Source organism: Mesorhizobium sp. M1078, assembly GCF_040318615.1.
Taxonomy (GTDB): Bacteria; Pseudomonadota; Alphaproteobacteria; order Rhizobiales; family Rhizobiaceae; genus Mesorhizobium.
In genome coordinates, this window is the sequence record NZ_JAMYMP010000029.1 from 26,117 (window position 1) to 48,421 (window position 22,305).

Annotated in this window: 19 protein-coding genes; 9 read left to right on the forward strand and 10 right to left on the reverse strand. The window is 64.2% G+C overall.

Going from position 1 to position 22,305, the window contains the following annotated elements:
* The first annotated feature begins 77 nt into the window (after positions 1-77).
* A complete protein-coding gene (locus NKH38_RS26240; protein ID WP_352765259.1) occupies positions 78-752 on the forward strand; it encodes a cysteine hydrolase family protein in 675 nt (224 codons plus the stop codon).
* Between the two features lie 245 nt (positions 753-997).
* On the opposite strand, the gene NKH38_RS26245 is transcribed toward NKH38_RS26240, so the two are convergent.
* Entirely contained in the window at positions 998-1,954 is a 957-nt protein-coding gene (locus NKH38_RS26245) for an LLM class flavin-dependent oxidoreductase (protein WP_352765236.1), read from the reverse strand.
* Between the two features lie 158 nt (positions 1,955-2,112).
* Entirely contained in the window at positions 2,113-2,268 is a 156-nt protein-coding gene (locus NKH38_RS26250) for a hypothetical protein (protein ID WP_023670454.1), read from the reverse strand.
* Positions 2,269-2,501: 233 nt separating this feature from the next.
* On the opposite strand from NKH38_RS26250, the gene NKH38_RS26255 reads away from it, so the two are divergent.
* Entirely contained in the window at positions 2,502-3,269 is a 768-nt protein-coding gene (locus NKH38_RS26255; protein WP_352765162.1) for an SDR family NAD(P)-dependent oxidoreductase, read from the forward strand.
* Positions 3,270-3,479: 210 nt separating this feature from the next.
* Here NKH38_RS26255 and NKH38_RS26260 read toward each other — a convergent pair whose 3' ends face one another.
* The 8 genes from NKH38_RS26260 to NKH38_RS26295 all read right to left on the reverse strand — a co-directional run bounded on the left by NKH38_RS26260 (position 3,480) and on the right by NKH38_RS26295 (position 12,813).
* A complete protein-coding gene (locus tag NKH38_RS26260; RefSeq protein ID WP_023702405.1) occupies positions 3,480-4,424 on the reverse strand; it encodes an ABC transporter permease in 945 nt (314 codons plus the stop codon).
* The gene (locus NKH38_RS26265; RefSeq protein ID WP_023806411.1) at positions 4,421-5,473 is read right to left on the reverse strand and encodes an ABC transporter permease; all 1,053 of its coding nucleotides are present in this window, start codon (positions 5,471-5,473) and stop codon (positions 4,421-4,423) included. Before NKH38_RS26265 ends, NKH38_RS26260 begins: the two co-directional genes overlap by 4 nt.
* Positions 5,473-6,984: an ABC transporter ATP-binding protein gene (locus NKH38_RS26270; RefSeq protein ID WP_352765104.1), complete on the reverse strand. Its 1,512-nt coding sequence runs from the start codon at positions 6,982-6,984 to the stop codon at positions 5,473-5,475. The genes NKH38_RS26265 and NKH38_RS26270 overlap by 1 nt, the downstream gene beginning before the upstream one ends.
* Before the next feature lie 174 nt (positions 6,985-7,158).
* Complete coding sequence (locus NKH38_RS26275) at positions 7,159-8,184, reverse strand: BMP family protein (protein WP_023670460.1); 1,026 nt, start codon at positions 8,182-8,184, stop codon at positions 7,159-7,161.
* Between the two features lie 126 nt (positions 8,185-8,310).
* Positions 8,311-9,258, reverse strand: a complete 948-nt coding sequence (locus tag NKH38_RS26280) for an ABC transporter permease (protein WP_352538938.1) — start codon at positions 9,256-9,258, stop codon at positions 8,311-8,313.
* Positions 9,259-9,260: 2 nt separating this feature from the next.
* Positions 9,261-10,232, reverse strand: a complete 972-nt coding sequence (locus tag NKH38_RS26285; RefSeq protein ID WP_023694460.1) for an ABC transporter permease — start codon at positions 10,230-10,232, stop codon at positions 9,261-9,263.
* A 1-nt stretch (position 10,233) separates the two neighbouring features.
* A complete protein-coding gene (locus tag NKH38_RS26290; protein WP_352740978.1) occupies positions 10,234-11,751 on the reverse strand; it encodes a sugar ABC transporter ATP-binding protein in 1,518 nt (505 codons plus the stop codon).
* A 48-nt stretch (positions 11,752-11,799) separates the two neighbouring features.
* Complete coding sequence (locus NKH38_RS26295) at positions 11,800-12,813, reverse strand: ABC transporter substrate-binding protein (RefSeq protein WP_023670464.1); 1,014 nt, start codon at positions 12,811-12,813, stop codon at positions 11,800-11,802.
* Between the two features lie 203 nt (positions 12,814-13,016).
* On the opposite strand from NKH38_RS26295, the gene NKH38_RS26300 reads away from it, so the two are divergent.
* The 7 genes from NKH38_RS26300 (at position 13,017) to NKH38_RS26330 (ending at position 22,020) form a co-directional block, all read left to right on the forward strand.
* Positions 13,017-15,437, forward strand: a complete 2,421-nt coding sequence (locus NKH38_RS26300; protein ID WP_352765101.1) for a glucan 1,4-alpha-glucosidase — start codon at positions 13,017-13,019, stop codon at positions 15,435-15,437.
* A gap of 47 nt (positions 15,438-15,484) precedes the next feature.
* Complete coding sequence (gnd, locus tag NKH38_RS26305) at positions 15,485-16,498, forward strand: phosphogluconate dehydrogenase (NAD(+)-dependent, decarboxylating) (protein WP_023694463.1); 1,014 nt, start codon at positions 15,485-15,487, stop codon at positions 16,496-16,498.
* A 23-nt stretch (positions 16,499-16,521) separates the two neighbouring features.
* Complete coding sequence (gene zwf / locus NKH38_RS26310; protein WP_023687745.1) at positions 16,522-17,895, forward strand: glucose-6-phosphate dehydrogenase; 1,374 nt, start codon at positions 16,522-16,524, stop codon at positions 17,893-17,895.
* Between the two features lie 116 nt (positions 17,896-18,011).
* Positions 18,012-18,716: an ROK family protein gene (locus NKH38_RS26315; RefSeq protein WP_023730211.1), complete on the forward strand. Its 705-nt coding sequence runs from the start codon at positions 18,012-18,014 to the stop codon at positions 18,714-18,716.
* A gap of 214 nt (positions 18,717-18,930) precedes the next feature.
* The gene (locus NKH38_RS26320; protein WP_023730212.1) at positions 18,931-19,395 is read left to right on the forward strand and encodes a Ros/MucR family transcriptional regulator; all 465 of its coding nucleotides are present in this window, start codon (positions 18,931-18,933) and stop codon (positions 19,393-19,395) included.
* 124 nt (positions 19,396-19,519) lie between these two features.
* Positions 19,520-20,620, forward strand: coding sequence for an aminotransferase class I/II-fold pyridoxal phosphate-dependent enzyme (locus NKH38_RS26325; protein ID WP_352765099.1), 1,101 nt, complete (start codon positions 19,520-19,522; stop codon positions 20,618-20,620).
* Positions 20,621-20,778: 158 nt separating this feature from the next.
* On the forward strand, positions 20,779-22,020 hold the full coding sequence (locus tag NKH38_RS26330; protein ID WP_023670472.1) for an MFS transporter: 1,242 nt from the start codon (positions 20,779-20,781) through the stop codon (positions 22,018-22,020).
* Positions 22,021-22,305: the final 285 nt, after the last annotated feature.

The window sequence follows — 22,305 nt, forward strand, 5'->3', positions numbered from 1 at the left end:
TAGTGTCGTCGCACCGAGGGATGGACGGCCCAGGGTTGCTGGGCCACGATGCCGAGCAGCAATTGAGGCAGGCTACGATGATCAAGGCGATACCGTTCGATTTCCCCTATGACGGCCGGCTGGTGCCGGCAAACACCGCGCTGCTGGTCATCGACCTGCAGGAGGATTTCCTCTCGCCGACCGGCTATTTCGCCAGGAAGGGTTATGACCCCGCGCCGCTGCGCGCCATCCTGCCTACGGTCAACCGACTGATATCAGCGGCACGCGCGGCCGGCCTCACCATCATTCACACCATGCAGGGATATCGCGGCGACATGGCCGACATGACGCCGTACGAGAGATGGCGCCGCAAGCGGGCGGGTCTCGAAGGCACCGACGTGCTGCTGCGCTCCGGCCCCGGCTTTCAGATCGTCGCCGAGATCGACGTCGCGCCGCACGACATCATCGTCGACAAGACCTGCAACAGCGCCTTCACCTATACGGATCTGGAGCTTGTGCTGCGCGCACGCGGCATCACCCATCTGATCTTTTCCGGCTGCACGACCGATGTCTGCGTGCACACGACGCTGCGCGAGGCCTGCGACCTCAATTTCCAGTGCCTGACCATCGCCGACGCCTGCGCCAGCGGCGACCAATACGCGCATGACGCGGCGCTGCATATGGTGACGGTGGAGGACGGGGTGTTTGGTGCGCTGACGGAATCTGGCGCGGTGCTGGAGGCGCTGGAGCGGTCGAGTGGGAAAGCTGGTTAGATTACCAAAGCGAAGGCGTTGGGAACCATTTGACGCTGGAGGGGCAGCACCCCCCTCTGGCCTGCCGGCCATCTCCCCCGCAAGGAGGGAGATCAAGTGCTCAACCGCTTTCGCCACTCTCCAACGTCGAAGAGCTGAGCGATACCTCGAAGCTGCCAATCTCCCCCCTTGCGGGGGAGATGCCCGGCAGGGCAGAGGGGGGTGTGAAGGAACGCTACGAAATAGCTTTCATTCCACCCGCAAATTCACCCTGCGTGAATATCCGACCCGCCCCGCGAGGCAAACGCGCCGGGCTGCGGCACCTCCGCCTCCCGGCGTGCCAGCGAGTTGCGCAAGAGCGCGATCGTCTCGCGGCCGACGCTGGCGATCTCGCGCGGCCGGTCGACACCGACGATCATGAACTCGCTGATGCCCAGCGCCGCATAGGGCAGCAGCGACAGGGCGATCTGCGCCGGTGGTCCGGAAAGTTCGACCGCCTTGTGGCCGACGGTAGAGGCGCCACCCTCCGAGCGGACCCGGACCGGAAGCGCAAAACGCAGCTTGCCGGCGCGGCCATGCTCGGCGGCGGCGCTGCGCGCCCGTTCCATCAGCTGGCGGATCTCGTCGAGCGAACCAGCCGTGAGTTCAAACACGTCGGCATGGCGGCCGGCGACCTTGAGCGCGGTGCCGGACTGGCCACCCATGCGGATGATCACGTCGACGCCATGCGGCCCCTTGCGCGGCACATAGCCACCCTTGATGCTGTAGAATGCACCTTCATGGTCGAAGGGCCGGTCGTTCGACCACAGCCGCTTCAGCAGCACCAGATATTCGTCGATTCGCTGCCAGACCACGGTGTGGCCGACCGGACGCGTCTCGGCATCGTCGTCATCCAGCGGCTCGCTCAGCATCCTCAGCGCCAGCCGGCCGCCGCTCCTGGCGTCGAGCGCCGCCAGTTGCCGCGCCGCAACGGCTGGCGCGATCACGCCGGCCCAGTGCGTCAGCACCACTTCCAGCGACGCGGTGCGGTCCAGCGCCTGGGCGGCGATGTCCATATTGGTCAACAGCCCGGCCGGGTCGTCGACGACGATGTTCTGGAAGCCGGAATCCTCGATCAGCGACAGCTTGGTCGCCGTCTCGACGAAATCATAGAAGAACGGTACGGCCGAACCGGCATCGGCGGCGTGCGTTTTACCGGGAACATGCGTGAACTCGATCGGCATTGCCATCTCCTCCATCACGTTGGATGTATGTCGCCCCCGGTTTTGAGACGACGACATGCGTAAAAACAAGCATCAGCGCCAAAGCGCGTCCGCGTTCGGTTCATCAACTCCGGTCACTCACTGAAAGCGCTAGGTCGCCACCCTTTCGGCCTGATCGGTCAGGGAATCAAGCCGAGCACGACTGCCCCGGTGAACACGAACGCAAGGGCAAAGACGAGATAGGCGAAAGCGCCGGCATAGGCCGGGCGGAAAGCCTGGCTATTGGCCAGCCTCTGGCTGGTGCGGTCCGTCTCGGCGTTCTGGATATAGGACATATCGACCTCCGTCTTGCGGATTAATCTATAAAATCAGTAGACTTTGTCGAGTGCTATTTTTTGGAGATATGTAGAATGATTTTCTCAGTAGTCCTTGTTATTTGGTTTGGCATTGCTGGGAGACCCCTGTTGGAGACAAGCGAGCGACAAGCTTGGCCGACGTCTGCATAGACGATAGCATCGCCATTCCGGCGTAAATGCGGATTATTTCGATCGGGAACGGGGAACAGAACATGGGTACAAGACTAGCCGGCAAGATTGCAATCATCTCGGGCGGCGCGACCGGAATGGGCGGAGCGGCCTCGGAATTGTTCGCCGCCGAAGGCGCCAAGGTGGCGATCATTGACCGCAATGGCGAGGCGGCGGCAGCCATTGCGGCGGCGATACGCGCGCGGGGACATATCGCCGAACACTGGGTGGCCGACGTCTCGGACGAGGCGCAGGTCGAGGCCGCAGTGAAGGCGGCGACTGCCAGGCTCGGCCCGGCCACGGTGTTGTTCAACCATGCCGGCACCATCGTGATAAAGCCGTTCCTGGAGACGACAGTGCAGGAATGGGACTGGCTGCATGCGGTCAATGTCCGCTCGATGTTCCTGATGACGCGCGCCGTGTTGCCGGGCATGATCGCTGCCGGTGGCGGTTCGATCGTCTGCACCTCGTCGATCTCGGCTGTGGCGGCCACACCCATGGAGGTGCTCTACGACACCACCAAGGGCGCCTGCCACATGTTCGCGCGCGCCATCGCAGTCGAATTCCGCGACCGCAACATACGCTGCAACGCCGTCTGTCCCGGCTTCATCCGCACGCCGCACGGCCTGCGCGAGGTCGCCGATCTCGGCAAGCTCGGCGTCGACGTGTCGGACGCCGCATTGGCCGCACAGCAGGGCCGCATCGGTGAGCCGGAGGAAGTGGCCAAGGCAGCGCTGTACCTCGCCAGCGATGAGTCCAGCTTCGTCAATGGCACGCATCTGTTTGTCGATAATGGTTTTACGGCGATGTGAGTATCCCAGGCTTGGCGCCCTTCCTCTCCCCCGTCGATCGGGGGAGAGGTGTCGAGCGAAGCGCGCAGGGGGGGGGGGCGCCACGTGGGGGAAGGGAGATTTAAGGGCGCCCGGTGGGAACAATGGGGAGGGGGGTTGCCGGCCCGGCGCTGCTTCGCAGCGCCACCTCTTCCCCCGGAGGGAGAGGAAGGGCGCCAAGTCCTACTCGCCTTACCGCTCTTCTCGTCGAAACGGCTTCAGCAGCGCCGACGGCGCAACCGCGTTGCGTGACATCACGGCCATCGCGACGATGGTGAAAATAAAGGGCAGCATCAAGAACGCCTCATAGGGAATATGCCCGAGGCCGCTCGCCTGCATGCGCAATTGTAGCGCATCGACGAAGGCGAACAGCAGCGCCGCGCCCGCAGAGCGCCACGGGTCCCAGCGGCCGAACACGACCAGCGCGATCGCCACCCAGCCACGGCCCGACACGACACCAAAGGTGAAGGCGTTGAACTGTGCCATGGTGAGGAAGGTGCCCGCAAGCCCCATCAGCGCACCGCCGAGGATGACCGCCTGGAAGCGCGTGGCGATGACGCTGACCCCAGCGGAATCAGCGGCGCGCGGGTTCTCGCCGACCATCCGCACCGACAGCCCCCAAGGCGTGCGGTAGAGCACGAAAGCAGCGAGCGGGATGGCAATGATTGCCAAGTAGACCAGCGCAAACTGGTTGAAAACCGCTGACCCCAGAACCGGAATATCCGACAGCAGCGGGATCGGCACCGTCTGAAAACCCTTGATGCTGGGCGGCACCGATTGCTGGCCGAAGGTCAGACGGTAGAGGAAATAGGCAAGGCCGGACGAGAACAAAGTAACGCCGATGCCGCAGACATGCTGGCTGAGGCCGAGCGCCACCGTGAACAGCGCATGCAGCGCGCTCATCGCCATGCCGGTCAACACCGCGGCCAGCACGCCGAGCCACAGGCTGCCGCTGAGGCTGGCGGCGGTGAAGCCGGTCATCGCGCAGAGCAGCATGATGCCTTCGATACCGAGATTGAGCACGCCGGCCCGCTCGGAGAACATCTCGCCCAGCGTGGCAAATGCCAGCGGCGTGGCGATGCGGATAATGGCGGCGAGGAAGCCGACCTGAAAGATCTGTTCGAACACCGCGCTCATAAGGCGCCGACGCGGCGGATGCGATAGGCCGTGAACAGCAGCGCCACAAGCATGGCGAGCAGCGCCGTGCCCTGGATGACATCGCTGAGGAACGCCGGCACGCCGGTGGCGCGCGACATCGCTTCGGCGCCGGTCATCACGGCGGCCAGGAAGATCGCCGCCGGTACGACGCCGAGCGGATTGAGCCTGGCCAGCATGGCAACGACGATGCCGGAATAGCCATAGCCCGGCGAAATGTCGCTCATCACCTGGAAATGCACGCCGCCGACCTCGCCGACGCCGGCAAGCCCGGCCAGCGCGCCCGACAGCAGCGCCGTCGAGATCAGCACCCGCTCGACATGTATGCCGCCATAGCGGGCGGCTTCCGGGCTTTCGCCGGTGACCCTGATCCGGAAGCCGAGCGTGGTGCGCACGATCAGGAACCAGATCAACGGGGCCGCGATCAACGCGGCGATGACACCCAGATGCAGCCTTGTGCCTTCGAGCAGCACCGGGAAATTCGCCGAATCCTCGATCGGCGGCGAGATCGGATAGCCGCTGAACGAGTCCTTCCACGGCCCCTCGATCAGCGCCATCAGCGCATAGTAGATGACCGAATTGAGCAGCAGCGAACTGACGACGTCGTCCACCTTGAATTTGACCCTGAGCGTCGCGGGCACCAGCGCTACCGCGGCACCGGCAGCAGCGCCCGCCAGCGCCATCGACAGGATCGCCAGCGCACCCGGCATTGGGATGGCGCCGACGAAGCAGCTGGCCACGGCGCCGGCCAGCAATTGGCCCTCGGCGCCGATGTTCCAGAATTTGGCCCGGAAGGCGACGGCCACAGCCAGCCCGGTGAAGATCATCGGGGCGGCGCGCACCAGCGTTTCGGTGATGGCATAGCTGTCGCCGAACGAGGCCGACAGCATCACGCCATAGGCCTCAAGCACGCCGGCGCCGGCCAGCGCGATGAGGCCGCTGCACAGGACCAGCGCTGCGCCGATGGCCAGCAGCGGCAAAGCGAGATTGAACCAGGCGGGGGTGGAACTGCGGGCTTCGAGGCGGAACATCAGCTATGCCCCTCCGCCCCGGTCATCAGCAGCCCAAGCCGCGCGATGGTCGCATCGGCGCTGTCCAGCGTGCCGGCGATGCGGCCCTCATACATCACCGCGATGCGGTCGCAGAGCACCAGCAGCTCTTCGAGATCTTCGCCGATGACGATGATCCCGCAGCCCTTGGCGCGCATGTCGAGGAATTTTTCGTGGATGAAGCGGGCGGCGCCGATGTCGAGGCCGCGCGTCGGCTGCGAGACGATCAGCACCTTCGGGTCGAAAGCCAGTTCGCGCGCCAGCAGCGCCTTCTGCAGATTGCCGCCCGACAGCGCGCCGGCGCGGGTCATCGGCCCGGGGCACCTGATGTCATAGGCCTTGATCTGTTCTTCGGCGAAGGCGCGGATCGCATCTGGCTTGAGCAGGCCCCGGCTGCTGAAAGCCGCAGTACCAATGCGCGGCAACACCATGGAATCGGCGAGCGGCAGATTGGTGACCAGCCCGGTCGTCATACGGTCTTCCGGGATGCGGCCAAGGCCGAGCGCCTGCACCTCGCGCGGCGAGAACCGCGTAACAGGTTTGCCGGCTATCGTCATCGCGCCGGCGTCGGGCGCGCGCGTGCCGGAAATCACCTCGGCCAGCGCCCGCTGGCCATTGCCGGAGACCCCGGCAATGCCGAGGATTTCGCCCGCGCGAACGGCAAGCGATACATCGCGCAGCGGCGTCCCCGAATGCCGTGAGGTGGAAATACCGTCGAGCGTCAGCACCGCCGCGCCTGGGGTCGAAGGTCCTCTTGCCGGCGGCACGATCTCATGGCCGCACATCAGCTGCGCCATTTCTGCCGATGTCGTGTTCGCCGGATCGTCGACACGGCCGGCGACGCGGCCGTGCCGCAATACGGTGCAGCGATGGGTGAGCGCCCGCACCTCGTTCAATTTATGCGAGATGAAGATGATGCCGAGCCCCTGCGCCGCCATCGAGCGCAGCGCCGAAAACAGCCCGTCGACCTCGCTCGGCGCCAACACCGCCGTCGGCTCGTCGAGGATTAACAGCCTGGCGCCGCGAAACAGCGCCTTGACGATTTCGAGCCGCTGCTGCTCGCCGACCGACAGCGCGGAGACAGGCAGGTTGGGGTCCAGCGTCAGCCCATGCCGACGTCTGATGTCGGACAACCGGGCAAGTCCGCCGGCGCGGTCGATGCGGCCGGATTTGCCGGGAATGCCAATCAGAAGGTTTTCCAGGACCGTCAGCCTTGGCGCCAAATGAAAATGCTGGTGCACCATGCCGATGCCGGCGGCCAGCGCATCGGCCGAACTGGTGATCCGCACGGTCTTGCCCTGGATAAGAATTTCGCCGGCATCCGGCGCATAGGCGCCGAACAGCACATTCATCAGCGTCGTCTTGCCGGCGCCGTTTTCGCCCAGCAGGCCGAGGATCTCACCTGGGGCGACGCTTAGATCGACAGCCTCATTCGCCTTGACGGCGCCGAAGCTCTTGGTGATGGCGCGCATTTCGATGAGAGGGGCGGACAAAGGTGCTCCTGCGGAGATACCCCTCCCCCTCGAGGGGAGGGTGCCGAGCGAAGCGAGGCGGGTGGGGTCACCTCAACTGCCTCAACCTATGACTTAGCAGGATGGAGCACTTCGCGGAGGACCCCACCCGGCCCTGCGGGCCACCCTCCCCTCAAGGGGGAGGGGTACGCCGAGCTAATCCGAAACCGGCGTGTTCTCGTCGACATCCACCCGGAAATTGCCTTCCAGGATCTCGGCCTTCTTCTTCTCGACCAGATCCTTCACATCCGCCGGCAGCGTCTTGTCGAATTTATGGTAGGGCGCCAGGAACGACCCGCCCTTGGCCATGCGCGAGAAATCGCCATAGTCCTGCGCGGTGAAGACACCGGCCTTGACCAGCTTGATCGCCTGCTCGACCGTCGGATACATGTCCCAGACCGGCCCGGTTATGACCGTGTCGGGGCCGAGGCTCGACTGGTCGGACATGTTGGAGATGGCGAGGATCTTCTTGTCCACCGCCGCCTCGATGACGCCGAAGCGCTCCGCATAGATGACATCGACGCCGGCATCGATCTGGGCGACCGCCGCTTCCTTGGCCTTGGGCGGATCGAAGAACGAGCCAATGAAGGCGACCTTCTTCTTGATGTTGGGATTGACCTCCTTGGCGCCGGCAAAGAAGGCGTTGACCAGCCGGTTCACTTCCGGAATGCCCATGGCCGCCACCGCGCCGATCGTGCCCGACTTCGACATCTTGCCGGCGATCATGCCGGAGAGATAGGCCGGTTCGTGGATCCAGTTGTCGAAGACGCCGAAATTGGGCTCGGCCGGCCCGGCGCCCGAGCCGAACAGCCATGCCGTCTTCGGGAACTGCTTTGCCGTGCGGCGCGATTCACGCTCGGCGGCGAAGGCGTCGCCCAGCACCAGCTGATACCCGCCTTGCGCATATTCGCGCATGACGCGGCTGAAATCGGCGGTCTGCACCTTTTCCGACCATTTGTATTCGATGCCGAGTTCCTTCTCGGCCTTCTGCAGGGCGACGTGGATCTGGTTGTCCCACGGCTCCTCGATCGGCGTGGCGAAGATCGCCGCCACCTTCAGCTTCTTGTCCTTGGCGAAGGCTGCACCCGGCAGCATGGCTGCGGCCAAGCCAAGTGCGCCGAGTTCCAGCACGTCGCGCCGCGACAGGCCGGTCGATTGCGATTTGTTTTTCCGGTTTTCCATCTAGTGCCCCTCTGTTTGACAGCCGTGTCGAGCCGGCTGTTCCGAAATCAGACGCGGAACTATGGAACGGGTGCGGACTTTTGTCCACATGGTCAAATTTGGCGGTGTCGCTGGCAGGAGCCGGCGCTAGCGTACCGCTTTCTCGCCGCCGGCTACGGTGATGACGCCGACGATGATCAGCCCGGTCAGCAACAGCCGAACGCCGGCGCTGACGCCGAACGTGTTGAGCATGGTCAGAAGCAGTACCAGGAACAGCGCCGCGCCCCAGACACCGGGAACATTGGCCTTGCCACCGGCGACCGAGGTGCCGCCGATGACGACGACGGCGATCGAGGCCAGCAGGTACTCGTTGCCGATATCGACATTGGCGCCGCGGAAATAGCCGGCGAGCAGCGCCCCGTCCATGCCGCCGAGCGCGCCCGACAGCGTGTAAGTCAGGAAGCGGGTGCGGCCGACATTGACGCCGGCAAGCCACGCGGCGCGGATGTTCTGGCCGATCGCCAGCACCGAGCGGCCATAGATCATGCGCTGCAAGGCGATGGCCGCACCGATGCTGAACAATACGGTAAGGATCGCCAGCACTGGAATGCCCAGGATTTGCCAGTTCGCAAAATCGGCAAAGCCGGGCGGCGGCTTGATCTGCAGGCCACGCCCATAGCTGATGTCGATCGACTGGATGATGAAGCTGGCCGACAGAGTGGCGATGATCGGCGGGATCCTCAGCGCCCAGATCAGGAGATAGTTGACGGCACCGATGGCGGCGCCGCAGGCGAGCGCGGCGAGCAGCCCGACCACGATCATGGAATCGCTGCCGCCCATGACCTTCATGGCGACGGCACTGGCGAGCCCGATATTGGCCGGCAGCGACAGGTCGACATTGCCTGGCCCGAGCGTGATGACGAACATTTGGCCGACTCCGACGATGACGGTGAACACCGCCAGCGACAGTGCCGCCGTGACCATGCCACCGCCGCCATAGCCGCCGGTGAAAGCGATGGTCGCCAGCCAGACGAACATCGCGCCGATGAACGACCATATCCAGGGTTTGGCGGCCAGCGATTTAACCAGCGTCATCGCTACCTCTCCCTGCGGCTGATCAGGACGCGGGCTGCCAGCACGATGATCAGGATGGCGCCGTTGGCGGCGACCTGCCAATCCGGCGGAATGTGCATGAAGGTGAGCAGAGGCGATGCCGCCAGCGCCAGTGTCAGCGCGCCGAGCACGGCGCCGATCGGCGACACCCGGCCGCCGACGAACTCGCCGCCGCCGAGAATGACGCCGGCGATCGCCAGCAGCGTGTAGCCATTGCCGATATTGGCGTCGGCCGAGGTGGTGATGCCGATCAGCGCCATGCCGGACAGAACGCCGAACAGGCCGGTCAGCGCAAACAGCACGATCTTGGTTCGAAGCAGCGACCAGCCAGCGCGCCTGAGCGCCGCCGGATTGCCGCCGGATCCCCGCAGGATGACGCCATAGGAGGTGCGCATCAGCCCAAAATGCACCACCGCTGCGATCGCCAGCGCGGCGATGATAGGGAACGGAATGAAGGGCGGCTTGAAGGCCATCAGCGACAAGAGCCAGTCCGGCGCCTTGCCACCGGGCTTGGGCAGCACCAGAATGGCAAGCCCCTGCCAGACGAAGCTCATGCCCAGCGTCACCACGATCGACGGCAGATTGCGCAGATGGATCAGTGCGCCGAGCAGCGCATAAACGCCTATGGAGCCGAGCAGGATGATCACGCCGAGCAGCGGCGCGTCCTTCAGCCAGGTCGCGGTGACGCAGCCGACAAAGCCGACAAAGGTGCCGATCGACAGATCGAGCTCATTGCCGGCGATGACGAACATCTGGGCGATCGTCGCCAGCGCGATCGGAATAGCGAGGTTCAACATCAGGCTGAAGCCGAAATAGCTGATGGCGCGTGGGTTGAGCCAGGCGATGGCGATAACCACCAGCGCCAGCGACAGCGCCGGCAACAGGCTGCGCAGCAGGCGCGCGCGGGCCGCGCTGCTGCGCGGCGAGGACGTAGGGCCGGGAGCGACTGCCGTCATCTCAGGCCGCGTCGCCGAATGAGGACTGGATGATCTTTTCCTCGGTCAGCTCGTCGCGCGTGAGATTGGCGACGATGCGGCCGTTCTTGAAGACATGGATGTGGTCGCAATTGTCGAGCTCTTCGGTCTCGGTGGTGTACCAGAGGAAGGTCCGGCCCTTGGCCGCCTCCTCGCGCACGAGATCGTAGACCTCGAGCTTGGTGCCGATGTCCACGCCGCGCATCGGATCGTCCATCAGCACGATCTGCGCATCGGAACCCAGTGCGCGGGCAAACAGCGCCTTCTGCTGGTTGCCGCCGGACAGCGAGAAGATGTTGTTGGTCATGTCAGGCGTGCGGATGCCGATCTTCTGCTTCCAAAACTCAGCAAGCTCGGCCTCGCGCTGCGGCGAGATCAGCAACCCTTTGCGCAGCCGCGCCAGCGAGCGGATGCCGATGTTTTCGGCAATAGACCATTGCGGGAAAATGCCGTCCGATTGGCGGTCTCCGGCCACCAGCGCCACCGGGGCGGTCACCTCGATATCAAGCCTTCTACGCGTCGCGGCGGCAAAGATCGCCAGCAACAGGTCGGTCTGGCCATGGCCGGCAAGCCCGGCAAGCCCGATGATCTCGCCGGCGCGGGCGACAAGCTCCTTGCCGTCCTGCTGCCGCTCGGGCCGCGCCCGCACCCTGAGCGGGCCCGCCGCCGGCCTGGCGGCGATCTCCGCCGCGATCTTCTCGCGCGCTTCCGCGCCGCCCATCGTCGTCACCAGCCGGTCGCGGTCGAACGCTTTTGCAACGTCCGTGGCGACCACCTTGCCGTCGCGCATGACCACGATGCGGTCGGCATTCTGCAGCACCTCGCCCAGCACATGCGAGATCAGGATGCAGCTGCCCCCGGTGGCGACGAAACGGCGCACGAAGGCAAGCAGCTGGCCCGCAGTATGCGCGTCCAGCGAAGAGGTCGGCTCGTCGAGGATGACCAGGTCGAGCGGATCGCGCGTCACCGTGAAGGCGCGCGCCACCTCGACCATCTGCCGCCGGCCGATGGAGAGATCGCCGGCAATGTCGTCCGCCGAGATGCCGTGATCCGGAAAGATTTCGTCCAGCTTGGCGGCAATGAGAGCAGCCGCCTTGCGTCGCCAGCCGAAGCCGGTGAGCGCCGGATGGTTGATGCGCGTATTCTCCGCGATACTGAGGTTAGGGCAGAGCGACAGTTCCTGGAACACGCAGCGTATGCCGAGTTTCAGCGCGCGCGCCACCGAGTAGTCGGTTTCGGCATTGCCACGCACCGCGATCTCACCGCCATCGGGCTGCAGTGTACCGGCCACCATATGCATCAGCGTCGACTTGCCGGCGCCGTTGTGGCCGACCAGCCCGACGCATTCGCCTGATGCGACATAAAAATCGACGCCGTTAAGCGCCCGAACGGCGCCGAAATGTTTTTCGGCGCCGTTCAGCCTGATGATGTCCAAATGGGCGGCGCCGATTTGTTTTTCGGCGCCGCCCAGTCTGATGATGTCCGTATTGGCCTCAGGCATGCTCAACGATATCCGGTCGGTCATGCCGCTGGCAATGAATGCAATGCATCACTTGATATTGGCTTTGATCGCCGCGATTGCGTCTTCCTGGCTGTATTCGTGGGTGGCGACGCCGCCCTCCTTGATTTTCGGCAGCTCGGTCTCGAAATTGTCCTGGGTAAAGGCGAGATACGGCACCAAAAGGTCATGCGGAATGTCGGTGCGGCCGTCGAGCACCTGCTGCGCCACCCAGAAGGCCAGCGACGACACGCCGGGCGCGATCGAGGCCGACCAGGTCTGGTAGCCATCCTTGTCCTTCTGCTCCTTCCACCATTTCAGCTCGTCCTGGCGGTTGCCCATGATGATGGTCGGACGCGGCTTGCCTGCGGCGGCAAAGGCTTGTGCCGCGCCATAACCGTCACCGCCCTGGTCGACGATGCCGACGATGTCGGGCAACGAAGGCAGGATCGTCGCGACCGCCTTCTGCGCCGTCGTCTGGTCCCAGTCGCCGGTCACCGAACCGACGATCTTGAACTCGGGATGGGCGGCGACGCCTTCGAGGATGCCGGCATGGATGGCATCGTCGATCGAGGTGCCGGCAAGGCCGCGGATTTCCAGCAAATTGCCGCCCTTGGGCTGGAACTTGGCCATCTGCTCGACTTCCTGCTTGCCCATATCCTTGAAGTCGACGACGACGCGGTAGGCGCAAGGTTCGGTGACCGTCCCGTCGAAGGAGACGACGACGATGCCGGCATCGCAGGCCTGCTTGATGGCGCCGTTCAGCGCATCCGGCGATGCGGCATTGATGACGATGGCGTCATAACCCTGCAGGATCAGGTTCTGCACCTGGGCAGCCTGGGTCGGCACTTCCTTGTCGGCGGTGGTGAAGATGTCGGCGGCGCCGACGATCTTATCCTCCACCGCCTTCTTGGTGACGATGCCGTAGCTGTCGAGCATCGCCTGGCGCCACGAATTGCCGGCGTAATTGTTGGAGAAGGCGATCTTCTTGCCGCTGGTGTCGGCAAGCGCCGTGCCCGAGGCGAGCATCGCCGCCAGAGCGCTCAGGACGAGCAGTGTCTTCATGTCATAATCCTCCCATAGATTGTCGGCCCGCCGACTGTTGCAGATGGTTTTGGCGTTGTCTGCCTGTTTTTTATCTATTGTCAGACAAATGCAGATGAGCTCGCTTGTCAACTGCGATCGGTTACGCTTTGGCGATCAACTTCAGGTGCGATGATTGAAAAGCCTTCGCCTGCTGGTTTAGGGAAGGGCCCAGGAGACCATGCATGGCAGCGACGCCGCCGACCCTTCCCCCCAGTGCACCCAAAAGAATGGGCGCGCCCGGAATTCCGGCGCGCTGGACGTCAAGCGCCAAGAGCGGCGTAGGTGCCGCGCTTTCAACGGCGAGCCGCGTCTGGTTCACGCTCAGCCATGGCATCGTCAATGAAGTCTACTATCCCGGCCTCGACAGCGCCTGCACGCGCGACATGGGACTGCTGGTCACCGGTCCCGGCGGCTGGTTTTCCGAGGAGAAGCGTGACGCCACACATGCCATCGAGCCGTTCGAGGACGGCGTGCCCGCCTACCGGCTGGTCAACGCGACGGCCTGTTACCGGGTCGAAAAGCGCATCCTGGCGGATCCGGCGCGCCCGGCCTTGCTGCAGGAAACCAGCTTCACGGCACTCGAGGGCGTGGCCACGGACTACCGCGTCTACGCCCTGCTGGCGCCGCATCTGGTCAATGCCGGCATGGCCAACACCGCCTGGATCGGCGAGCACAAGGGCAAGCCGATGCTGTTTGCGTCCGGGCGCGGCGTCTGCCTGGCGCTTGCCTCCTCGCTGCCCTGGGGCGACTGCTCGGCCGGCTATGCAGGCTTTTCCGACGGCTGGCAGCAACTCAGCCGCGCCGGCCGGCTCGATCCGGCCTGCCAAAGCGCGGAGGACGGCAATGTCGCGCTGACCGGCGAGATCGGCTTTTCCTTAGCCAACAGCAAAGCCTTGCTTGCGCTTGGGTTTGGGGCGACGCCGGATGAAGCCGCCGAAAACGCCGCCGCCAGCCTGAAACGCGGTTTTGAGCCGGCGGCAAAGGCCTATGTCGCGAAATGGCGGAAATGGCAGGCAGGCCTGACGCCGCTCGACCACCATGATGCATCCGGCCTCAACACCTACCGCGTCAGCACAGCGGTGCTGGCGACGCACCTGTCGCTGGCGAGGCCCGGCGCGGCCGTTGCCAGCCTGTCGATCCCCTGGGGAGCGAGCAAGGGCGACGACGACCTTGGCGGATATCATCTGGTCTGGCCGCGCGACCTTGTGGAAACTGCGGGCGGCTTCCTCGCCGCCGGCGATCCGGCGCAGGCGCTTGAGATCCTCGCCTATCTCTGTTCCATCCAGCAGCCGGACGGCCACTGGCCACAAAATGTGTGGCTCGACGGCTCGCTCTATTGGCCGGGCATCCAGATGGACGAATGCGCCTTCCCGCTGCTGCTTGCCGATGCGCTGCACCGCGCCGGCCACCTGCCGCGCGCAAAGCTCGCCGCCTTCATGCCGATGGTCGAGAAAGCAGCGTCCTATGTCGTGCGCAACGGCCCCGTCACCGGGCAGGACCGCTGGGAGGAGGATGCCGGCTACAGCCCATTCACGCTCGCCGTCGAAATATCGGCACTGCTTGGCGCCGCCGATCTGTTCGACGTTGACGGAAAACCGGAGCCGGCTAACTATTTGCGCGAGGTCGCGGATTACTGGAACGACCAGATCGAGCGCTGGACCTATGTCAGCGGCACACCGGAGTGCCACGAGGCTGGCGTCGACGGCTACTACATCCGCATCGCGCCGGCCGACGGTTCAGGCGCCGCATCGCCGAAGGACGGCTTCGTACCGATCAAGAACCGTCCGCCGGGCGATACCGACAAGCCGGCCGAAGCGATTGTCAGCCCGGACGCGCTGGCGCTGGTCCGCTTCGGCCTCAGGGCCGCGGACGATCCGCGCATCGTCGGCACGGTCAAGATCATCGACGCGCAACTGCGCTGCGACCTGCCGCAAGGGCCTATATGGTACCGCTACACCAGCGACGGTTATGGCGAACACGCCGACGGCGCCCCCTTCGACGGCAACGGCCAGGGCCGGCCCTGGCCGTTGCTGGCCGGCGAACGCGCCCACTACGAGCTGGCCGCCGGTAACAAGGCCAAGGCGGCAAGCCTGCTCAGGACATTCGAGGCTTCGGCTGGCGTGGGCGGTCTGCTGCCGGAACAGGTCTGGGACGGCGCCGACATACCGGAGCGCGAATTGTGGCTGGGCAGGCCGTCGGGCAGCGCCATGCCGCTGGTCTGGGCGCATTCGGAACACATCAAGCTGTTGCGCTCGCTCCGCGACGGCGCCGTCTTCGACATGCCGCCGCAAGGCGTCAAGCGCTATGTCAGGGACAAGACCGGCTCGCCGCTGAGGATATGGCGCTTCAACAACAGGCTGCGCACCATGGAAGCCGGCAAGACGCTGCGGGTTGAACTGCTGCAGCCGGCACTGATCCGCTGGAGCGGCGACCAGTGGCAGACCAGCCATGAAATCAGCACGTCCGTGAATGTCTTTGGCGTCCATCTGGCGGATCTGCCGGTGGCCGATATTCCGCGAGGTAATACGATCGTCTTCACTTTTTTCTGGCCCGACGGCGACCGTTGGGAGAATGTCGACTTCACCGTCGGCATTGAGAACTAACTCGCCAGCAATTTTCTTTTCTTTCCTCAAGCGACTAGGACAAGACCATGCAGATCGGAATGATGGGACTGGGCAGGATGGGCGCCAACATGGTGCGCCGCCTGATGCGCGACGGCCATGAATGCGTCGTCTACGACATCAACCCGGCAAGCGTTGCCGGCCTGGTTGCCGATGGCGCCATCGGCGCCGCCTCCATGGAAGAGTTCGTCGGCAAGCTGTCCAAGCCGCGTAGCGCCTGGCTGATGCTGCCGGCGGCGATCACCGGCAAGATCGCCGACCAGGTGGCAGCATTGATGGAGCCCGGCGACATCATCATCGACGGCGGCAATTCCTATTATCACGACGCTGTCGACCAGGCGGCCGAGCTTGCGGCCAAGGGCCTGCACTATGTCGATGTCGGCACCAGCGGCGGCGTCTGGGGCTTGGAGCGCGGCTATTGCCTGATGATCGGCGGCCCCGATACGGCGGTCAAACACCTCGATCCGATCTTCGCCACGCTGGCGCCCGGCGCCGATGCCGGCGCCACGCCCGACAAGGCGGGCGGAACCGCACCTTTTGGCTACCTGCATTGCGGACCGAGCGGCGCCGGTCATTTCGTCAAGATGATCCACAACGGCATCGAATATGGCGTCATGGCCGCCTACGCCGAAGGCATGAACATCCTGAAATCGGCCAATGCCGGCAAAAGACAGCGCACTGCGGACGCCGAGACCAGCCCTTTGGAAAACCCGCAATACTATCAGTTCGACATCGACCTGCCGCAGGTGGCCGAGGTCTGGCGCCATGGCAGTGTGATCGGCTCGTGGCTGCTCGACCTCACCGCCGGCGCACTGAAGAGCGACCCGGCATTGGCCCAGTTCGGCGGCCGCGTCTCCGATTCCGGCGAAGGACGCTGGACGCTGAAGGCGGCGATCGACACCGGCGTGCCGGCGCCGGTTCTGTCCTCGGCTTTGTTCGACCGCTTCTCCTCGCAGGGCGAATCCGAATTCGCCGACAAGCTGCTGTCGGCCATGCGCTATGCCTTTGGCGGCCATGTCGAAAAGCCAAAGGCCGGCAAGTGAAGGCCGCAGGGGAGACGCGCAAGATGAGCCCGGAACGGTCCGACACGCTGGTGCTCTTCGGAGCAACCGGCGACCTTGCCCACAAGAAGATATTTCCGGCCCTCTACCAGATGGTAGCCAAGGGGACGCTGACCGAGCCGGTGATCGGCGTCGCCTTCGATGCCTGGGACATCAACCAATTGCAGGCGAGGGCCCGCGACGGCATCGTCAACGCTCTCGGCAAGATCGACGAAAAGATCTTCGCCAAATTCGCCAGTCTGCTGCGCTATGTCAGCGGCGACTACCGCGACGGCGCGACCTTCGAGAAGCTGAAGACGGCGCTCGGCTCGGCGCAGCGGCCTCTGCACTATATGGCGGTGCCGCCGACCATGTTCGAGACCGTCGTCCAGGGGCTGGAGCAATCCGGTACCGCGCATGGCGCGCGGCTGATGGTGGAAAAGCCGTTCGGCCACGATCTCCAATCGGCGCGCTGGCTGAACCGCGTGCTGCATCTGGTGTTCGAAGAGCAGTCGATCTTCCGCATCGACCATTATCTCGGCAAGGAGGCGATCCAGAACCTGCTCTATTTCCGCTTTGCCAATTCCTTTCTCGAGCCGATCTGGAACCGCAACTTCGTCGAAAGCGTACAGATCACCATGGCCGAGGACTTCGGCGTCGAAGGCCGTGGCAAATTCTATGACGATGTCGGCGCTATCCGCGATGTGATCGAGAACCATCTGCTCAACATCCTTTTGCTGCTCGCCATGGAACCGCCGGTCGGCCGCTCGGCCGACGATCTGATCGACGAGAAGGTGCAGGTGCTGCGCGCCATCCGCACGCTGACCAAGGACGACGTCGTGCGCGGCCAGTTCACAGGCTATCTCGCTGAACCCGGCGTGAAGCCGAACTCGCCGGTCGAAACCTTTGCCGCCGTGCGCTTCATGGTCGACACCTGGCGCTGGCAGGACGTGCCCTTCTTCATCCGCACCGGCAAGAACATGCCGGTGCATGTGACCGAAGTGATCGTGCGGCTGAAGCGGCCGCCGCTGGACGTCTTCGATCCGATCAAGCCCAGCGACGCCAATTACGTGCGCTTCCGCATCGACCCGCAGGTGGCGATCTCGATCGGCGCGCAACGCAAGGCACCCGGCGACGACATGGTCGGCGAGCAGGTCGAGCTCACCGCGCTCGACGATTCGAAGGGCGACATGCCGCCCTATGAGCGGCTGATCGGCGATGCCATGAACGGCAATGGCCAATTGTTCACCCGCCAGGATGCCAGCGAGCTTGCCTGGCGCATTGTCGGCCCGGTGCTCGGCGACACCACGCCGCCGCATATGTATGAGCCGAAGACCTGGGGGCCGGCCGACGCCATGGCCAGCTTCGGGCCGCCCAACGGCTGGATCAATCCGAGTTGAGCAATTCAGGAAGGTGCGAGCGGTTTTTCCGTCCGGAATTGCGTAAAAACAAAGAGTTGGAGCGTTCCCCCGTTCCCTGAAACGGGGGAATGCGCCAAGTGAGCGGAGGAAACGACATGGCCAAGGCAGCCAGGCCCGCGAAGGCCAAGGCCGAACCGATCGTGCTGACGATCGATGTCGGCGGCTCGCATGTGAAAATCCTCACCAGCGCAGGCGGCGAGATGCGCCGAGCCGATTCCGGACCGGACCTGACACCGCAGCAGATGGTCGCCACGGTGAAGACGCTGGCCGAAGGGCTGGCCTATGACGTGATCTCGATGGGCTATCCCGGCCCGGTCAGGCACAACAGGCCTTCGCTCGATCCCGCCAATCTCGGCAAGGGCTGGGACGGCTACGATTTTGCCGCCGCCTTCGGCAAGCCGGTCAAGGTCGTCAACGACGCGCTGCTGCAGGCGATCGGCAGCTACGATGGCGGGCGCATGCTGTTCCTCGGCCTCGGCACCGGCCTGGGCGCGGCGATGATCCTCAACAATGTCGGCCAGCCGATGGAACTGGCGCATCTGCCGTACCGCAAGGGCGGCAGTTTCGAAGATTATGTCGGCGAGCGCGGCCTGGAGAAATACGGCAAGAAGAAATGGCGCAAATACGTTTTCGACGTCGTCGGGCGGCTGCGTGCGGCGCTGCAGCCGGATTATGTCGTCATCGGCGGCGGCAATGTCGACAGACTGGATGAATTGCCCGCCACATCCAGGCGCGGCGACAATACGCGCGCTTTCGAGGGCGGTTTTCGACTATGGCGCGACAAGGCGCTCATCGTCTGATAGTATTAAAATTCAGTATAGTTGTTCAAAATGACGTGTGGCGCGATACGAAGTCATTGCGTTACGCAGATTTGGCGATTAGATCGGTGGCACCGGATGGAATCATCTGGCGCAACCGCACATATGCGGCAAGACAAATGACTAGAGCGGATTTCCGGCTCCGCTGGGACCACTCTGGGAGTTTCCGCCACCCCCCTAGCGACGGAGAGATAAATTGGCCGACGACAGCAACGACTCTGACAAGGACATCGACCTGCTCGAGCTTACCGCCCATATCGTGTCCGCTTACGTCGAGAAGAACCGCTTGCCCGTTGCCGGCCTGAGCGATCTCATCGCCAGCGTTGCGGCGTCGATCGGCGGGCTCAGCCAGCCGCCGGCCCCAGTGGCGGCGCCGCAGATCCCGGCCGTCAATCCCAAGCGGTCGGTGACGCCGGACTACATCATCTGCCTCGAGGACGGCAAAAAATTCAAATCGCTGAAGCGCCATCTCGGCGTCCATTTCAACCTGACGCCGGAAGCCTATCGTACCAAATGGGGCCTGCCGGCCGACTATCCGATGGTTGCCCCCAACTACGCGGCGTCGCGCTCCGAGCTGGCCAAGTCGATCGGCCTCGGCCGCAAGGCCGCAGTGGCGCCGCCAGCCAAAGCCAAGGGTCGGAAGGCCAAAGTCCCGGCCTGAGTGGGCTCAGCGCCTCGGCGCTGAGCCAATCGTTTGGACGATTGGAACAGAAGCCTGCCAGCGAATGAGCCTTGGCAGGCTTCGTGCTTTTGTACACCACAGAGATTGCTTTGGGGGAGCAGCGATGAACTACGCCAGAATGGTGATCGAGAAAGAGGCGCCGGAGGAATACGGCTACGATCGCATCCGCTTCAATCTCTCCGAAAGCTCGATCGCCGATCAGAAACTCTCCGACGTCGGCCTGTCGCTGCCGGATCTCATGCTGTTCTACGGCGAGCATCGCGGCGACAAGGAGTTGCGGGCGCTGATCGCAGCGCAAGACAAAGGCATCTCCGCTGACGATGTTCTGGTGACCGCCGGTGCGGCGGGCGCGCTCTTCATCATCTCGACCTCGCTTCTGTCGGAGCGCGACCACCTTGTCGTCGTCCGGCCGAACTACGCCACCAACATCGAGACCCCCAAGGCGATCGGCTGCGCCATCTCCTATGTCGATCTCGATTTCGACGCAGGCTTTGCCATCGATTTCGGCCGCGTCGCCGCCAGCATGCAACCGAACACCAAGCTGATCAGCGTCACCTGCCCGCACAACCCGACCGGCACCATGATGGGCCGGGCCGATCTCGACGCGCTGATTGCGCTGGCCGAAGCGAGCGGCTGCCATCTGCTGGTCGACGAGACCTATCGCGACCTCTCCTATGGACAGCGCCTGCCGGCGGCGGCTTCTCTCAGCCCCAAGGCGATCAGCGTCTCGTCGCTGTCGAAAGCCTTCGGCATTCCCGGCATCCGCATTGGCTGGCTGATCACCAGCAATGCCGAACTGCAGGAGCGCTTCCTCGCCGCCAAGGAGCAGATCGGCATTTGCGGCAGCGTCATCGACGAAAGCATTGCGCGCGGCATGCTGGAGCGCCGCGACGCTTTCTTGGCCGCGCTGCTGCCCGAGATGGCGAAACGCCGCGACATCGTGCAAGCCTGGATCGACCGCGAGCCGCTGGTCGACTGGGTGCGGCCACAAGGCGGCGTCGTCGGATTTCCAAGGCTCAATGTCAGTCCAGACTTCGACCTCGACCGTTTCTACGTCAATCTCTTGGAAAACCACGGCACCTATGTCGGTCCCGGCCACTGGTTCGATATGCCCAAGCGCTTCTTCCGCGTCGGTTTCGGCTGGCCGAAAGAGGCGGAATTACAGGGCGGCCTCGACGCCATCACCGCCGCGCTGAGGCAGTAACGTGCGCGTGCAATCGGGCGAGCGGCTGGAAAACCGCTTGATCCAGGCCCGATTTTCACGCATACGCGCCCCGAACTTTGATAAGTTTCATTGGCCGGAACAGCGCCCATTTCCGGGAAGTGCCCCGCCGGCCAATGCAAGCAACGGGGCCTGTATCCATGACGTCCCATTCCCATACACCGCCTGACCGGCGTTACGCCGCCTTCCGCCATCGCTCCTTCCTGAGCTATTGGGCGGCGCGTTTCCTGACCACCTTCGCCACCATGATCGTGTCCGTCGCCGTCGGCTGGCAGATCTATGATCTGACGCGCGATCCCTTCGATCTCGGCATTGTCGGCATCGTCCAGTTCCTGCCGTCGCTGCTGCTGGTGCTGGTCACCGGCGTTGTCGCCGACCGTTTCGGCCGCCGCCTGATCATGGCGCTGGCGACGGTAGTCGAGGCAGGTTGTGCGCTTGTCCTGTTGTACTTCACGCTGCGCGGTCTCGTCAGCCCGCTGCCGATCTTCATCGTGCTGGCTATGTTCGGCCTGGCGCGCGCTTTTTATGGGCCGGCCTCGTCGTCGCTGTTCGCCAACCTTGTTCCGCCGGAAGATTTCGGCAATGCGATCGCCTGGAACTCGTCCGCCTGGCAAACTGCGACCATTGTCGGCCCGGTCGCCGGCGGCCTGCTCTATGGCGTCTCGGCCGAAGCCGCTTACGCCGTTGCCTCCGTGCTGATGCTGGTGGCCGGTCTGCTGATCTTCACCATTCCGAAACCGGCCCAGCAGAGCGCCACCGACAAGCCGACCATGGAAACGCTGTTTGCCGGCTTCCGCTATATCTGGAGCGAGAAGATCGTCCTGGGCGCCATCTCGCTCGACCTCTTCGCCGTGCTTCTGTCCGGTGCCTCGGCGCTGCTGCCGGTCTATGCCCGCGATATTCTGGAACTCGGCCCGTGGGGCCTCGGCCTGCTGCGCTCGGCGCCCGGCATCGGCGCCATCTGTGTCGCGGTCTGGCTTGCCGGGCATCCGCTGCGCGACAGTGCCGGCAAGATCATGCTCGGCTTCGTCGCCGGGTTCGGCGCCTTCACCGTGCTGTTCGGCGTCTCGACCATCACCTGGCTGTCGATCCTGGCCCTTGCCGGCCTCGGCGCCACCGATATGTTCAGCGTCTATATCCGGGAGACGCTGATCCAGCTGTGGACACCCGACGAGGTTCGCGGCCGCGTCAACGCCGTCAACCAGGTCTTCGTCGGCGCCTCCAACGAAGTCGGCGAGTTCCGCGCCGGCACCATGGCGGCGCTGATCGGCACCGTGCCGGCGGTGGTGATCGGCGGCGTCGGTGCGATTGCCGTCGCCGGACTGTGGGCGGTGCTGTTTCCGCAACTGCGAAGGGTGCGGCATCTCAACAGCCGCAACTGATCGAGTAAGCCGCAGGATCCGGCGCTCGGTCCAAATCAGCTTGCGCCGATGACGGCTGAGATGGGCCGGAAGCGGATGGGCCGGTTCTGGGCGAACTAGCCAGATGGCGGGGCAGCCACAGGGTGGACATTTCAGTCCGTATGGAAAATGATCATGTTGCCATGCACAATACTGCAGTGCTCTGGTCTCGACGAGAAACCTTAAATATAGAAGAGAACCACCCGACCTCCGGGTCCAGCGAGCGGGGACGCAAATGGACACTTCAGGGAATCGGCAATCGCATCG